General features: G+C 35.3%; 10 protein-coding genes. 4 read left to right on the top strand and 6 right to left on the bottom strand.

Going from position 1 to position 15919, the window contains the following annotated elements; genetic code table 11:
* Positions 1-300: 300 nt before the first annotated feature.
* From thrC to thrA, 3 genes are all read right to left on the bottom strand, one after another.
* A complete protein-coding gene (gene thrC, locus ACHRV3_RS13580; protein WP_395435044.1) occupies positions 301-1590 on the bottom strand; it encodes a threonine synthase in 1290 nt (429 codons plus the stop codon).
* 227 nt (positions 1591-1817) lie between these two features.
* On the bottom strand, positions 1818-2741 hold the full coding sequence (locus ACHRV3_RS13575) for a homoserine kinase (protein ID WP_395435043.1): 924 nt from the start codon (positions 2739-2741) through the stop codon (positions 1818-1820).
* Between the two features lie 89 nt (positions 2742-2830).
* A complete protein-coding gene (thrA, locus tag ACHRV3_RS13570; RefSeq protein ID WP_395435042.1) occupies positions 2831-5278 on the bottom strand; it encodes a bifunctional aspartate kinase/homoserine dehydrogenase I in 2448 nt (815 codons plus the stop codon).
* Between the two features lie 645 nt (positions 5279-5923).
* On the opposite strand from thrA, the gene hutH reads away from it, so the two are divergent.
* Genes hutH through ACHRV3_RS13550 form a run of 4 tightly spaced genes read left to right on the top strand, consistent with a single transcriptional unit; the run spans position 5924 to position 11046 of the window.
* Entirely contained in the window at positions 5924-7438 is a 1515-nt protein-coding gene (gene hutH / locus ACHRV3_RS13565; protein ID WP_047776311.1) for a histidine ammonia-lyase, read from the top strand.
* Between the two features lie 48 nt (positions 7439-7486).
* Positions 7487-8131 (top strand): DUF47 domain-containing protein, encoded by a 645-nt coding sequence (locus tag ACHRV3_RS13560; protein ID WP_056250900.1) that lies wholly within the window; start codon positions 7487-7489, stop codon positions 8129-8131.
* 32 nt (positions 8132-8163) lie between these two features.
* Positions 8164-9504, top strand: coding sequence for an inorganic phosphate transporter (locus tag ACHRV3_RS13555; protein WP_047776090.1), 1341 nt, complete (start codon positions 8164-8166; stop codon positions 9502-9504).
* Between the two features lie 21 nt (positions 9505-9525).
* Positions 9526-11046, top strand: coding sequence for an SMI1/KNR4 family protein (locus ACHRV3_RS13550; protein WP_395435041.1), 1521 nt, complete (start codon positions 9526-9528; stop codon positions 11044-11046).
* A gap of 129 nt (positions 11047-11175) precedes the next feature.
* Here the strand turns inward: ACHRV3_RS13550 and ACHRV3_RS13545 are convergent, their stop codons facing one another.
* The 3 genes from ACHRV3_RS13545 to ACHRV3_RS13535 form a co-directional block, all read right to left on the bottom strand.
* Positions 11176-11691, bottom strand: coding sequence for a DUF421 domain-containing protein (locus ACHRV3_RS13545; protein WP_047776309.1), 516 nt, complete (start codon positions 11689-11691; stop codon positions 11176-11178).
* Between the two features lie 102 nt (positions 11692-11793).
* Positions 11794-13164: a 30S ribosomal protein S6--L-glutamate ligase gene (gene rimK / locus ACHRV3_RS13540; protein WP_047776087.1), complete on the bottom strand. Its 1371-nt coding sequence runs from the start codon at positions 13162-13164 to the stop codon at positions 11794-11796.
* A gap of 138 nt (positions 13165-13302) precedes the next feature.
* Positions 13303-15849, bottom strand: coding sequence for an ATP-dependent Clp protease ATP-binding subunit (locus ACHRV3_RS13535; protein ID WP_230001596.1), 2547 nt, complete (start codon positions 15847-15849; stop codon positions 13303-13305).
* Between the last annotated feature and the right edge of the window lie 70 nt (positions 15850-15919).

The raw sequence follows: 15919 nt of genomic DNA, 5'->3' as shown, positions 1-15919 counted from the left end.
TAAAAATTCATTACAGACAAATCTCTTAAATTCTTCACTGTATTTAGATTGCCATTTTGAGGTTGATATTTTTGTATATCGTTCCATTTTGTTACACTTTTGTGTAAACCTATTTCAGGACAAGACACAAATTTATTTCTAGCTTGATTTTGTTTGCTTTCGCGAGTGTGACGTTCGCAATGACACGGGGAAATTAGAATCGAATTTTGATTAGAATTTAATATTTAAAAAAAAAGCCACAAATTACAAGAACAAAATCCTCATAATCCATGACTTTTAAAATTTTATAAGCAGAGCAAATTACCCCAAAAACGCCTTCAATTCCTCATAACTCCCAATCTTCACACTTACTTTCTCTTTATCCATAACACTCTCAATTTGTGTCGGAATAGGAAGTGAAATTCCTAATGCAGGTTCAACCACATCTAAAAACTTAATTGGATGAGCGGTTTCTAAGAAAATTCCAATGGCATTTTCGTGTTTTTGCAGTTCTTTTTTCAAGCCTAAGTACCCAACAGCACCATGTGGTTCTGCGATGTAACCGTCGGTATTGTAAATGTTTTTCAGAGCAACTAATGTCTCTTCATCCGTATAACTGTAAGAAGAGAAATCTTTCTCGAATGCTTTTAAATCATTGTTGTACAATTCCTGAATTCGGATAAAGTTACTTGGATTTCCAACATCCATAGCATTAGAAATGGTTGCTTTAGAAGGCTTCGGATCGTATTTTCCGTTTTCCAAAAATCTTGGCACTGTATCGTTTACGTTTGTTGAAGCTACAAAATGTTCAATTGGTAAACCTAATTTTTTTGCCATAATTCCGGCACATATATTTCCGAAATTCCCACTTGGACAAGAGAAAATCAACGGTTTGTTTTGATTTTTCAAGGCTTTGTAGGCAAAGAAAAAATAGAACATCTGCGGTAACCAACGTGCAATATTAATAGAATTTGCCGAGGTCAAATTTTTATGTGCCAAGGTTTCATCTAAAAATGCTTTTTTAACCATATCTTGACAATCATCAAAAACACCATCGACTTCAAGAGCTTTTATGTTTTGTCCTAAAGTAGTCAGTTGTTTTTCCTGAATGTCGCTCACTTTTCCTGACGGATATAAAATGACCACATCAACGCCATCAACGCCAAGGAATCCGCTGGCGACAGCACCGCCCGTATCTCCCGAGGTTGCTACCAAAACAGTATTTTTAGCATCTTTTTTATCTTTATTAAAGTAAGCCAGGCAACGCGACATAAATCGGGCTCCGACGTCTTTAAAAGCCATTGTTGGGCCGTGGAATAATTCTAACGAGTAAATTCCGTTTTCGACTTGCACCACCGGAAAATCAAAACACAAAGTCTCGGCAATAATTTCTTTTAAAGTTGAAGCCGGAATTTCGTCTCCAACAAATTGTTTAATCGCTTCAAAAGCTATTTCTTCGTGACTTAAACTTTCGATTTTATCAAAAAAAGAAGGATCTAGAGCCGTGATTTCTTCCGGGAAATATAATCCTTTATCACTCGCTAATCCTTGTATTACAGCTTCCTGAAAAGAAACTTTTGGGGCATTGTGGTTTAAACTATAGTATTTCATTTCTAATTTTAGATTTTAGATTTTAGATTTTAGAATTGTTGTTGTGAATAATTCTGATTTCTAAATCTTAATTATTAGCGGTTCTTTTTGTCATTTTTCGACGTAAGGAGAAATCCCACTCGGAACTCGACAACAGTATGTCCTCACTTGTGTGATTTCTCGTTTGAAATGACAAACGGTACCCAAAATTTTTAATTCTGAATTTTTAATTTTTAATTCTTTTCAAATTACAAAATCCTAACCCCATCAGGATTAATTTTCGAAACGTGAATTTCATAAGGCAGATTCATCTTTTCGTAAACGTCGCTCATGGCCTTTGCAATTCGGTTTGCGGTTTCTTTTCCGCGGCTTAAGGCAAAAATGGAAGGACCGGAGCCTGAAATCCCCGAACCTAAAGCGCCATTTTCTATAGCTGTTTGTTTAATTAAATCAAAGCCCGGAATCAAAACGCTTCTTAAAGGCTCTACGATTTCATCATGAAGCGAACGTCCGATCAGGTCATAATCTTTGGTGTATAATCCGGCTACCAATCCGCCGACATTTCCCCATTGCATGATGGCGCTTTTAAGGGAAACATTTTGTTTTAATACAGAACGGGCATCAGAAGTTTTCAACTCGATTTGAGGATGAACCACCGTAGCAAACAATTCTTCGGGACTGTCAATTCTAATAATATCAAGCGGACTGTAACTTCTTACCAAAGTAAAACCGCCTAAAAGGGCAGGGGCAACATTGTCTGCATGTGCGTTTCCACTGGCTAGTTTTTCGCCCTGCATAGCAAATTGCACCAAGTCTTTTCTGGAAAAAGGTCTTCCCAACAATTCGTTGATTCCGAAAACAGCTCCCGCAGAACTGGCTGCACTGCTTCCGATACCGCTTCCGGCTTTGATATTTTTGTAGATTTCAATTTCAAAACCAAAATCCAATTCCTCTAAGGTTTCCAACATCGCTAAAGCAGCCACCCCCGAAACATTTTTTTCTGTTTCTAATGGCAAATCGGCGCCAATAATTTTAGTAATTCGTACCCCTTTTTGATCCGATTTCCGAACAATCATTTCGTCACCCGCGTTGTCTAAGCAAAGTCCAAGCACGTCAAATCCACACGAAAGATTCGCGATTGTTGCCGGGCAAAATAGTTTTATTTCTGTCATTTTTTTTTGTTTCAGGTTTCAGGTTTCATGTTTCAAGTTTTTGCAGAACGTGCTACAAAAACTTGAAACATGAAACTTGAAACAAAAATTTATATGTTTCCAATTCTAATCACATCTGCAAAAATCCCTGAAGCGGTAACCGCTGCACCTGCTCCGGCACCTTTTATAAGCAAGGGCTGATCGACGTAGCGATCGGTGTAGAACAAAACAATGTTGTCTTTTCCTTCTAAATTATAAAAAGGATGCTCTTTTGGGATAAACTGTAAACCAACGCTCGCTTTTCCATTTTCGAATTGTGCTACATATTTTAGCCTTGAATCTTTGTTTAAAGCTTCTTCGTAAATGTTTTCGAAATGGGGTGCATGTTTGATTAAGGTTGCGAAAAAGTCATCGTTGTTTGTTGTCGATAAACATTCGGCAGGCAAAAACGATTCATTGGCGATGGCGTCGATATCCATTTCGTAACCGCTTTCGCGAATTAAAATCAGTATTTTACGAGCAACGTCAATTCCGCTTAAGTCAATTTTAGGATCAGGTTCGGTAAATCCTTGTACTCCGGCTTCTTTTACCACATCGTGAAAAGAATTGTTTTTATCGAAATTATTAAAGATAAAATTCAGACTTCCCGATAAAACGGCTTGAATTTTATGCACTTTATCACCCGAAGCGATTAAGTTTTTTACGGTATCAATAATAGGTAATCCCGCACCAACATTTGTTTCAAACAAAAACGGAGCATTGTACTGACGCGATAGGTTTTTTAGTTTTTTATAGTTGGCATACGCAGACGAACAAGCAATTTTGTTACAAGTTACGACTGCCATACTTTGTTTTAAAAACTGTTCATAGGTATCGGAAACACTTGCATTTGCTGTGATATCGACAAAAATACTGTTACGTAAATTCATTTCTTTAGCACGTTCGATAAAGGCTTCTTTGTTAGCTGGTTCTCCTTTGTCTAAATCATTTTGCCATTCTTTAAGCGAAATGCCGTCTTCGTCAAAAAGCATTTTTCTGGAATTGGACAAAGCAATCACACGAACATTAATCTTCAGATTGTCTTTTAAGAATTTCTTCTGATTGTGAATTTGCTCGATGAACTTTTCTCCCACATTTCCAACACCCATTACAAACAAATTGAGCTGTTTGGTGTTTTCTTCAAAGAAATTCTCATGTAAGGTATTCAGTGCTTTTTTAACATCTCTTTCGTTGATTACAGTTGAGATATTACGTTCAGAAGCACCTTGTGCAATGGCACGGATGTTTACGTTATTTTTCCCCAGAGTGCTAAACATTCTACCGCTTAGACCTTGGTGATTTTTCATGTTTTCGCCAACCAAAGCAATGATGCAAAGGTCTTTTTCTACGATACAAGGATCTATTTTGTTTTGAAGGATTTCAATTTCAAAAGCTCTGTTGATTGCGGCCTCGGCATTTTCGGCGTCAGAATTCAGAATTCCGATACAAATAGAGTGTTCAGAAGAGGCCTGAGTGATAAAAATAACATTTATTTTTTCCTGAGACAATACTTCAAACAAACGTTTTGATGAACCCGATACTCCAATCATTCCAGGGCCTTCCAACGTTAGCAAAGAAATATGATCAATATGGCTGATTCCTTTTACAACAGTATCTTTTGATGAAACCTGATCAGAAATTAAAGTTCCTTCGGCTTCGGGTTCAAAAGTATTTTTGATTAAAATTGGAATATTTTTCCTTAAAACGGGTTGAATTGTAGGTGGATAAAGCACTTTTGCCCCAAAATGAGACAACTCCATAGCTTCTTGGTATGAAATAGTAGCGATTGGTCTTGCTTGTTTTACAATTTTAGGATTTGCGGTAAACATTCCGTTTACATCAGTCCAGATTTCCAGTTGTGTTGCATTTAAAGCGCCGGCAATAATAGCAGCAGTATAATCAGAACCACCGCGACCTAAAGTGGTAGTAATTCCATCAAGAGTGGAGGCAATAAATCCCGGCAAAATAGTGATTTGTGATTCGTTTTTAGTAAAATAGTCGTGAGTTAATTGATTGGATACTTCAAAGTTAACAGCTGCTTTACCAAAGTTATTATTGGTTTTAATGAGTTCACGGCTGTCTTTGTAAACGGCATTTTTATCGATTTGCAGGTAAGCTTGTGCAATGATAAAAGAAGATAACAATTCACCGAAACTTAAGATAGTATCTGCTGTTCTAGGGGATAATTCTCCCAGCAAGAAACAACCGTCCAATAAAGTTTCTAAATGATTTATAATTCTTTTGATATGACTTAACAAGCTACTTTGTTCGCTTACCGGAATCAGTTCTTTTAAAGTGTCAAGATGTTTTTTCTCGATTTCGGCAATAATTTCCCTGAAACTTTCGTCGTTGGCTGCGGCTTTTGCAGCTGCCAATTGAAGAAGGTCCGTTACTTTGCTTAATGCGGAAACCACTACAACTACTTTTTCCTGTTTGGAATTTTGATTTATTATTTCGAGAGCGAGCTTTATATTTTGTGCATTGGCAACCGAAGTTCCGCCAAATTTTAATACTTTCATTTTGATGATTTTTTTTCTTTGATGCAAATATTTTTATCTATCCAATAGCTTTCTTCTTTTTAGAAAAAAGTATAGACAATCAGGATTATATGTAAAAGTGTATACCCCTAAGGGGTAGTTGTTGTTGTAGAAATTGTGATAACAGCAATTACAGCTCCGATTGGAGTTACTGTAGAAGATTGATATGTAGTGCTGTTACTTTTCATTTTGATTTTTCAAAAGTACAGTTTTTTATAAAAGTTAAAAATCTTTATTTTCTTTTTGCGAATATTTCATTATTTCAAAAATATAAAATTCAATATTGAGTATTTTATAAAATTCAATATATAAAATAAGCTTATTCGTATATTTATTTACTTTTTATTGAGGTCGTTAAGTCAAAAGTTGTTTGAATTTAATGACAAATTCAGTTGAAAAAGCGGTTTAGTCTATAAATTTAATAGACTTTTTAGTTTTTTGATTTTCTGAAGACTATTAAAAAATCGGTTTATTCGGGTTATACGTTATTATAAGATTTATATGGTTAATAATATGAAATGATTAGAATTGGCAATATTAGATTGTGGCAATTTTAATTATTATGAACAAATGTTGCTTTTTAATATTGATTTGTTGAATTTTGACATCTTAAAATATTTAAACAACATGAGAGAGATTCATTATATAAGTACGGAGACCATAACTTTAGAAGATTTACAAGAAATAATCGTAAATCAAAAAACACTTGAATTATCAGAAGAAGCAAAAGTAAACGTTCAGAAATGTCGCGATTATTTAGATAAAAAAATGGCGTCACATTCTGAGCCTATTTACGGAATCAATACTGGTTTTGGATCACTTTGTAATGTGAAAATTTCAAATGAAAACCTGTCAAAATTACAAGAAAATCTTGTAAAATCGCATGCTTGCGGAACAGGAGAGGAAGTACCGTCTGAAATTGTAAAAATGATGTTGTTGCTTAAAATTCAATCTTTAAGTTACGGACATTCGGGAGTTCAATTGCAAACGTTAGATCGTCTGGTTGCTTTTTACAACAACGATATTTTACCTATTATTTATACACAAGGTTCATTAGGAGCTTCCGGAGATTTAGCCCCTTTGGCACATTTGTCTTTGCCTTTGTTGGGAGAAGGAGAAGTGCTTTTTGAAGGAAAAAAAGTAGCTTCAGCAGAAGTTATGAAACATTTTAACTGGGAGCCAATTGTCTTGAAATCCAAAGAAGGTTTGGCATTGCTGAACGGAACTCAGTTTATGAGTGCTTACGGAGCTCATATTTTAATTAAAGCTTATAAATATTCGTATTTGGCAGATTTGATCGGAGCTATTTCATTGGAAGGTTTTGACGGAAGAATAGAGCCTTTTAATGAATTGATCCATTTTATACGTCCTCACAAAGGGCAAATTGTGACGGCACAACGCATCAATGAGTTCTTAGAAGGAAGTGAGATTATTGCTCAGGAAAAGAAACATGTTCAGGATCCCTACTCATTCCGTTGTATACCACAGGTTCACGGAGCTTCAAAAGATGCGATTGATTATGTTAGAAAAGTATTCAAAACAGAAATTAATTCTGTTACAGACAATCCAAATATTTTTGTTGAGTCAGATCAGATTATTTCTGGAGGTAACTTTCACGGACAACCTTTGGCTTTGGCATTAGATTTTATGGCAATTGCTTTGGCTGAATTGGGAAGTATTTCAGAAAGAAGAACCTATCAGTTGATTTCAGGATTGCGTAATCTTCCGGCGTTTTTGGTTGATAATCCGGGGTTAAATTCCGGTTTTATGATTCCACAATATACAGCGGCAAGTATTGCGAGTCAAAATAAACAACTGGCTACTCCGTCAAGTGTTGATAGTATTGTTTCGAGTAACGGACAGGAAGATCACGTAAGTATGGGAGCAAACGGTGCTACCAAAGCATTACGTGTTATGGATAATATTGAACGTATTTTGGCAATTGAGTTGTTAAATGCTTCACAGGCTATTGCGTACAGAGAACCTTTAAAATCAAGTGATTTCATCGAAATGTTCTTAACGAGCTACAGAGAAGTGGTGCCTTTGGTAAAAGAAGACCGAATTTTGCATTATGACATCGAAAAAACAGTATCGTTCCTGAACAGTTTTCAAATTGAAAACGATTTGTTAACAATGGCTTAACATTACAAAGTATTAATGAAGTAATTTTGCGCTATCAAAAATAAAAAAATGTCAATAAACAGTATTTTCCAATTTTTAGTGCCGAAAGACAAAAAATTCTTTCCACTTTTTGAAGAAGCTTCAAGTAATTTAATTGAATTAGCTTCTAATTTACACGAAGCTGTAAACCTTCCATTGAAAGAAAGAGAAGTTCTTTTTCAAAAAATTGATGAGTTAGAGCAAAGAGGAGAAGACATTACGCGTCAGACCAATCTTGAATTGAGTAGAAATTTCATTACTCCGTTTGACAGAGAGGATATTCATACCTTAATTACGTCTATTGATAACGTAGCAGATTACCTTCACGGAGCAGCAAGCAGAATGAGATTGTATCAGGTTGATAAGATTACAAAATCAATCAGAAAGATGACAGAAATTAACCTTGAAGCTTGTCAGAATATTGATAGTGCTGTAAAAGAGTTAAGAAATTTAAAGAATTTCAAAGTCATAAAAGATGCTTGTGCCAGAATTAATAAACTGGAAAACAAGTCAGATAACGTTTATAATAAAGCAGTTTTTGAAATTTTTGAAAACGAAACAGATGCTAAAAATATTATTAAATATAAAGAGGTATTATCTGTTTTGGAATCAGCAACAGATAAATGTAAGAGTGTTGCGAACATACTGGAATCTATTTCTGTAAAACATTCTTAAATTCAATTTATTTCATTCTGAAGTTATAATTTATGACGCTACTTATAATTATTATAGTATTAGCCTTAATTTTTGATTACATCAATGGTTTTCATGATGCGGCAAATGCTATTGCTACAGTTGTTGCGACAAAGGTATTAACGCCTTTTCAGGCCGTTCTTTGGGCAGCATTTTTTAACTTTCTGGCTTACTGGGTTTTCGGATTTGGTGTTGCGGATACTGTTGCAAAAACAGCAAACACCATGGAAATTAACCTGGTTGTTATTCTGGCAGGGGTTATTGCGGCAATTTGTTGGAATTTATTGACCTGGTGGCTTGGAATTCCTTCGAGTTCATCGCATACTTTAATTGGTGGTTTTGCAGGAGCAGCAATAGCGCATGCGATCGCTGTACACGGTCTTTCAGGTTATGTTGGTGAAGATGGAACTACGCATTATTGGTATCAAATTGTCAGTTGGTATAAGGCAGGAAAAGATGGTGGAATGCCTTCCGGTGTTCTTATTATTATTGCTTTTATTGTTTTAGCGCCGTTGTTAGGAGCTTTGGCTTCGTATTTAATTTCGATTTGGTTGTTAAATGCTTCTCGTAAAAGTATTTATCCTAAGATATTCACGGCAGTATTAATGATTGTTACGGTTTGGTTTGTTTACACCCAAATGATTCCTTACGAGGAAATCATAAAAGGAGGTAAGGCACCCCGTTTTACATCATCTGTTTTTTGGAGTGTTGCTTTTGAACCTCACAATATTAAATGGTTTTTAGTTGCTTTTATCGTATTAACTGTAAGTGCTTTTTGTTTGATATTTAGTAGTTTAAATCTACATCAGGCTGACGGAGCATTAAAGAAAATGCAATTGTTATCTTCTGCTGCTTTTAGTTTAGGACACGGAGGAAACGATTCGCAAAAAGTAATGGGTATCATTGCAGCAGCAGTTGCGGTTTATATTAATGCTAATCCTGGTGTGCACATGAATGAATGGTTAGATGTAGTTCTGCCATCAGATGATGGAGCATTCAAAATGCCGCCTTGGATTCCATTAGCGTGTTATTCTGCAATTGCAGCCGGAACTTTAAGTGGTGGTTGGAAAATTGTAAAAACAATGGGTTCAAAAATCACAAAAGTAACTTCTTTTGAAGGTGTTGCTGCTGAAACTGCTGGGGCTTTAACGCTTTATTTTACAGAGCATTTAAAAATTCCGGTAAGTACAACACATACAATTACAGGTTCTATCATTGGTGTTGGATTGACAAAACGTGTATCTGCCGTTCGTTGGGGGGTAACCGTAAGTTTGATCTGGGCTTGGGTGTTAACGATTCCTATTTCGGCTATTTTAGCAGGTTTAGTGTATTTTGTATTGAGTATTTTTATTTAAATAAAATGATTTTTGTAAAATGTGAGATTTAAATTTTACATTTTTAAACATAGGAAAAAGGATAATTTCGAAAGATTTTATCCTTTTTTTTTATTTTTTAAAATTGAACATTCCATATATTTACCATTTAAACAGTTAATGATGTTTGTAGAACAGGTACAAAGAATAAAAAATAAGCTTATTAAAGCTAAAAATGCTGATGTAAAGTTAAAAGTATTTGGTTCGGAAGAGCATAAGTATGCTTTAGGGTATACTTTGAATGAGAAAGATATTTTAAAATTTGAAAAGGAATATGATTTAGAATTGCCTGAGTGTTATAGAGCTTTTTTGATTAATGTTGGCAATGGAGGGATAGGTTTTAATGCTTCAGGAGCTGGTCCGTTTTATGGTATTTACCCATTTGGAAAAATGATCGAGGAATTGATCGATAAAAATACAAAAGAGTATTTAAGTCAGGATTGTGTTTGGTATCCAAATATGACGGATGAATATTGGGATGAAATAACAAAAAATATTGATGAAGAAGGTATTTCAGATGAGGATTTTGAAATCGAATTAGGGAAAATATTTTCAGGAATTTTGCCTCTTGGATCACAAGGATGCAGTTATATTCATGGGCTTGTATTAAATGGTGAATTTAAAGGCAGAGTTGTTAATCTTGACCTTGATAGGCAAAAACCGAAATTTACTTTCGAAAATAATTTTTTGGATTGGTATGAAAGATGGCTTGATGAAGTAATTTCAGGAGATCTGATTGTAGATACTGCAACTTGGTTTGGATATTCAATGGGAGGTAAAGCAGAGGATCTTTTGGAAACATATTTTTCTGTGAGCGAATTCAATATTAAAAAAGACTGCTTAAATGCGCTTTTAAAAAAGGCTAAACTGGATACGGAAACTTTAGATGTTATAGAGGCAGAGTGTAAATTAAGATCCGGAGAAATTCAGGAAGTTTTACTTCAAATACTGACAAAGTTTGATTACAACAAAGCACACGTTCATTTAATTGAATATGCAAACGAAAATTTACTGCAGGTCTTTCAGTTTGTTTTTTGGTATGCAAAGGAGAAAAGCAGCGACTGGCTTGAAAGTATTGAGACAAATGTTGGAAAGATAAATGATGAAGAAACGTTTCGATTTTGTACTTATTTATTAAAAGAAATGAGTATAGATTATGGTGAAATAATTGCGCCTTTTGCATCTAATGAGAATGAAGATATTAGGATTAGTGCTTACTATTCACTTGGTCAGTTAAAAAATAAAAGTAAATATCTTGAAACTTTTATTCAGGGTTTAAATGACAAAACAAACTCTGTTGTTCGTACAGCCTTACAAGCTTTGGATGGACTTGAAGATAAAAAGTTATTAAGGCATTACAAAAGTGTTTCCGAAAGATTTCCGAAAGAACAAAATTATATTTTGGTGAATTTAAATCTTAGACTAAAGCCTTTTGGTTTAACAAATTCGACAATTAAAAATATAGATGTGGAAACGTATGAGTTCTTCACGAGCAAGAATAAATGGTATCAGTTTTGGAAATAATACTAATTAATTAAAATAGCAAAAAAGCTGCTTTCTTATTTAAAGTAGCTTTTTTTTTGTGTTATTAAACATTAACATTTGTAATATTATTTTATAAACATAGGCACATTTCATTTTTTATACCAAATGTTATTTCCTAAAATTCTTGTGATTGTGCTTACGCTTGTAGTGGGTCTCTTTTAAGTTTGTTTTGTCTTGAGAAATAACACTGATTGTACCGTCAATTTCCAACATACAAAGCTTTACATCGGTGAAATGCTCTAATCCATGTTCACGCATGGCTTCTTTTAATTCGTCGTGGGAAATGTCTAATTTGCTTAGGGATTTAAAATCTAATTTTCCGTTGTGAATAAGAATCTCGGGTTTGTCTAATAACAGATCGTTAAGGACTTTGTATTTGTGTGTTAGTTTTTTAATAATGAAATTAATTACAAACAACACTAAAGCTGCAACCAGTCCACCCCAAAGACTTGTATCCGGGCCAACCATCGCATTTTGAACTGAATTACTAATTAAAAGAATCAGAATAATATCGGCAGTATTTAATTGTGAAAGTTCTTTTTTGCCAAAGATTCGGAGTGCAATGGTCATGAAAAAATAGACAGCAACACTTCGGAAAATAATATCAAGATAAGGGTACAACATTGCTTTTTTTAATAAAGTTAAATAAAAAAGCTTTGTCAAAGTTTTAAACCTTGACAAAGCTGCTAAAATAATTATGCTGTAGTTAAGTTTTAATGAACTTACTTAAGATAGTTTGAAATTTTTCTCAATCGCTCGGATCATTTCTCCGGCAATATCTTTGTTTGTTGCGCCTTCAATTCCTTCAAGGCCCGGCGAAGAGTTTACCTCAAGCAATAATGGTCCTTTTGAAGAACGAATGATATCTACCCCAGCCACTTTTAAATCCATTGCTTTTGCGGCTTTTATGGCGATTTTTTTCTCTTCGGCTGTTACTTTTATAACAGAAGCGGTTCCGCCAAGATGGATATTGGCTCTAAATTCGCCCGGCATAGCTTCACGCTGAATGGCAGCCACTACTTTTCCGTCAATAACAAAACAACGAATGTCTTTTCCGTTGGCTTCCTTAATGAATTCCTGAACAAGGATATTGGCATTTAAGCTTTTGAAGGCATTAATAACGCTTTCTGCTGCTTTTTTGGTTTCTGCCAAAACAACTCCTTTTCCTTGTGTTCCTTCCAATAATTTTACAATTAACGGAGAGCCACCAACCATTTTAATTAAGTTGTCGGTGTCTAATGGAGAATTAGCAAAACCAGTCGTCGGAATGTCAATACCACTATTTAATAACAGTTGTAAGGAGTATAATTTATCGCGGGATTGTGTGATGGCTGTAGCCGAATTTAAACAGAAAACTTTCAATGCTTCAAACTGACGTGTCAAAGCGCAACCATAGAATGTAATACTTGGTCTGATACGTGGAATGATAGCGTCAAATTGATTAAGAATTTTTCCGCCTCTGTAATGAATTTCGGGAGTTTTTGCATCCAGTTTCATGTAGCATTCTTTGATGTTCAAAAAGTGCATTTCGTGACCACGCATTTCACCGGCCTCCATGATTCTTTTATTGCTGTATAATTCAGGATTGCTGGCCAGAAGTCCGATTCTTAAACCGGAAGTTGCTTTTTCTGAATTTTGATATAATTCTTTTAAGGATTCCGGAGTTGGTTGTCCTAATAAGTACTTTTCTTCCGGATCAACCAATACACGTCCGCTCATGGCCTCGCGACCTAAAAGCATTCTGAAACCCATTGAATCTCTATTGGTTAGCGTCATTTCGATAGGCCACTTCGCATCACCAATTTTAAGATGCGTCTGGATTACGTAACGGTGTTCTCTGAAACCACTGGAGCTTTTTACAATTCTTTTGTCAACCAACGGTGCTTCACAATGTATGATGGTTTTGATGTTATTCTGAATCGGGTTAATGTCGAATTTTACCCAGTTGGTATCATTTTTAATAAAAGGAGCTATGTTTATAGCATGCAATGCCGATGTCTTTGCACCGGAATCCACACGAGCCTTGATTGTTGGGATTCCTAGTTCTGGAAATGAGCACCATTCTTCGCTACCTAAAATGACTTTGTTTTGAAGCATACGTTGTTTTTTATTATAGAATTTAATAGTCAAAAATAACTATTTGCTTTTAATAAATCGAGGATTTGGACTAAAGAATAAACCCGTTATGTTATAAAAACGTAACGGGTTTGTTATTTCTGTTATAAAAATAAGTATTTATTGATTTGTTGGCTCTTCGGCTTTGTGTATTTCTACAGAAAGTTCTTGAGAGTCGTCTTTAAGGTCCATTAAAATTTCATCACCGGAATGTATTTTTGAGGTAATGATCTCTTCTGCTAATAAATCTTCAACATATTTCTGAATCGCTCTTTTTAGTGGTCTCGCACCAAATTGTCTGTCAAAGCCTTTTTCTGCGATAAATGCTTTGGCTTTATCGGTTAGATTTAGGCTGTATCCTAATTCAGCAACACGAGAGTACAGTTTTTTAAGTTCTATTTCGATGATTAAATCAATATCTGCTTTTTCTAATGCATTGAAAACGATAACATCATCAATTCTGTTTAAGAATTCCGGAGCAAATGTTTTTTTCAATGCATTTTCGATAATGCTTTTTGAATTATCATCGGCCTGAGCTATTTTCGCAGCAGTTCCAAATCCAACACCTTGTCCGAAGTCTTTTAACTGACGGGCTCCAACGTTAGAAGTCATGATGATGATCGTGTTTTTGAAATCAATTTTACGACCTAAACTATCTGTTAAATAACCGTCATCTAACACTTGAAGCATCATGTTGAACACGTCCGGATGTGCTTTTTCGATCTCGTCTAAAAGAACAACACAGTACGGTTTTCTACGTACTTTTTCAGTTAATTGACCGCCTTCTTCGTAACCTACGTATCCCGGAGGCGCTCCCACTAAGCGGGAAATAGCGAATTTCTCCATGTATTCACTCATGTCAATACGTATTAACGCATCTTCAGAATCGAATAATTCTTTTGCTAAAACTTTAGCCAATTGTGTTTTACCAACTCCGGTCTGACCTAAGAAAATAAACGAACCAATTGGTTTGTTCGGATCTTTAAGTCCGGCTCTGTTACGTTGAATAGAACGGGCAATTTTCAGAACAGCTTCGTTTTGACCAATTACTTTGTTTTGAATTAGTTCCGGTAATTGTGCTAATTTATTGCTCTCTGTTTGTGCAATTCTGTTTACAGGGATTCCGGTCATCATAGAAACAACATCGGCTACATTATCTTCTGTAACTTCAATACGGTTGTTTTTAGAGTCTTCTTCCCATTGTTCCTGAGCTACAGCTAGGTCTTTTTCGATGCGTTTTTCATCATCGCGAAGTTTGGCTGCTTCTTCATATTTTTGTTTTTTAACAACCATATTTTTAAGCTCACGCACTTCTTCCAGCTGACGTTCTAAATCTAAAATTTGTTTCGGAACATCAATGTTGGTAATGTGTACACGAGATCCTGCTTCGTCAAGAGCATCGATAGCCTTGTCCGGTAAAAAACGCTCAGACATATATCTGTTGGTTAATTTTACACAAGCCTCGATTGCTTCTTTGGTGTACGTAACATTATGGTGGTCTTCGTATTTGTCTTTTACGTTATTTAAAATCGCGATTGTTTCCTCAACAGAAGTTGGTTCTACAATAACTTTTTGGAAACGTCTTTCTAAAGCTCCGTCTTTCTCGATGTATTGTCTGTATTCATCAAGAGTAGTTGCTCCAATACATTGGATCTCTCCTCTTGCTAAAGCAGGTTTGAACATGTTGGAAGCATCCAGAGAACCTGTTGCTCCACCGGCACCTACAATAGTGTGAATTTCATCAATAAAAAGAATGATATCGTCGTTTTTCTCCAGCTCGTTCATAACGGCTTTCATTCTTTCTTCAAACTGACCGCGGTATTTTGTTCCGGCTACTAAACTGGCCAGATCAAGGGTAACGACACGTTTGTTGAAAAGAATACGAGATACTTTTTTCTGAATAATGCGTAAAGCCAGACCTTCTGCAATAGCAGATTTACCAACTCCCGGCTCTCCAATAAGTAGCGGATTGTTCTTTTTTCTACGGCTTAGGATTTGAGAAACGCGTTCAATTTCTTTTTCGCGTCCTACAACCGGATCCAGTTTTCCTTCCTCAGCCATTTCTGTTAAATCTCTCCCAAAATTATCTAAAACCGGAGTTTTTGACTTTTTGTTTGACTTATTGGCGGGATTGTTAAAACTACTTTCTTTAAGACTGTCATCTTGTCCTGAATCGTCGTTGTATGATTCGTTTCTTGGCAAGTTTTCTAAGAATTCTTCTTCGTTTGGAGTCATATTTAAATATTGTTCTTTAGCTATATCATAATCTATTTTTAGTTTATTCAATAGCTTGGTTGTGGGATCGTTTTCGTTTCGTAAGATGCATAACAGCAGGTGTGCCGTGCTGATCGATGAACTTTGAAATACTTTTGCTTCAAGAAAGGTGGTCTTCAGAGCTCTTTCAGCTTGTCGGGTAAGATGAAGATTTTTCTTTTCGGCATTGACTTCAACGCTTTGATTGGCTGGACTGAGTATTTCTACTTTTCTGCGTAAATGATCTAAATCAACAGCCAGGTTATTGAGAATATGAATGGCTTTACCGTTTCCATCTCTCAAAATGCCCAGCATTAGATGCTCAGTACCAATAAAGTCGTGGCCCAAACGCAAGGCTTCCTCTTTACTGTAGGTAATAACATCTTTTACTCTTGGTGAAAAATTATCATCCATAATATATAATTGTAATGTATTGTAAATTTAGTGAATTACTGTGTGAAAAACAAAAACCGTACCCTTCGGA

This window comes from Flavobacterium sp. FlaQc-49, from assembly GCF_044005985.1.
Taxonomy (GTDB): domain Bacteria; phylum Bacteroidota; class Bacteroidia; order Flavobacteriales; family Flavobacteriaceae; genus Flavobacterium; species Flavobacterium cupriresistens.
The sequence above is the reverse complement of the archived record's forward strand: the minus strand, read 5'-3'. Positions and strand labels throughout refer to the sequence as shown.

What these genes read in the sequence shown, in the direction of transcription:
- ACHRV3_RS13575 (WP_395435043.1), bottom strand. Translation starts at nt 2,741, where the DNA reads ATGACAGAAATAAAACTATTTTGCCCGGCAACAATCGCGAATCTTTCG.
- ACHRV3_RS13560 (WP_056250900.1), top strand. Translation starts at nt 7,487, where the DNA reads ATGTCAATAAACAGTATTTTCCAATTTTTAGTGCCGAAAGACAAAAAA.
- rimK (WP_047776087.1), bottom strand. Translation starts at nt 13,164, where the DNA reads ATGCTTCAAAACAAAGTCATTTTAGGTAGCGAAGAATGGTGCTCATTT.
- thrC (WP_395435044.1), bottom strand. Translation starts at nt 1,590, where the DNA reads ATGAAATACTATAGTTTAAACCACAATGCCCCAAAAGTTTCTTTTCAG.
- ACHRV3_RS13535 (WP_230001596.1), bottom strand. Translation starts at nt 15,849, where the DNA reads ATGGATGATAATTTTTCACCAAGAGTAAAAGATGTTATTACCTACAGT.
- hutH (WP_047776311.1), top strand. Translation starts at nt 5,924, where the DNA reads ATGAGAGAGATTCATTATATAAGTACGGAGACCATAACTTTAGAAGAT.
- ACHRV3_RS13555 (WP_047776090.1), top strand. Translation starts at nt 8,164, where the DNA reads ATGACGCTACTTATAATTATTATAGTATTAGCCTTAATTTTTGATTAC.
- thrA (WP_395435042.1), bottom strand. Translation starts at nt 5,278, where the DNA reads ATGAAAGTATTAAAATTTGGCGGAACTTCGGTTGCCAATGCACAAAAT.
- ACHRV3_RS13545 (WP_047776309.1), bottom strand. Translation starts at nt 11,691, where the DNA reads ATGTTGTACCCTTATCTTGATATTATTTTCCGAAGTGTTGCTGTCTAT.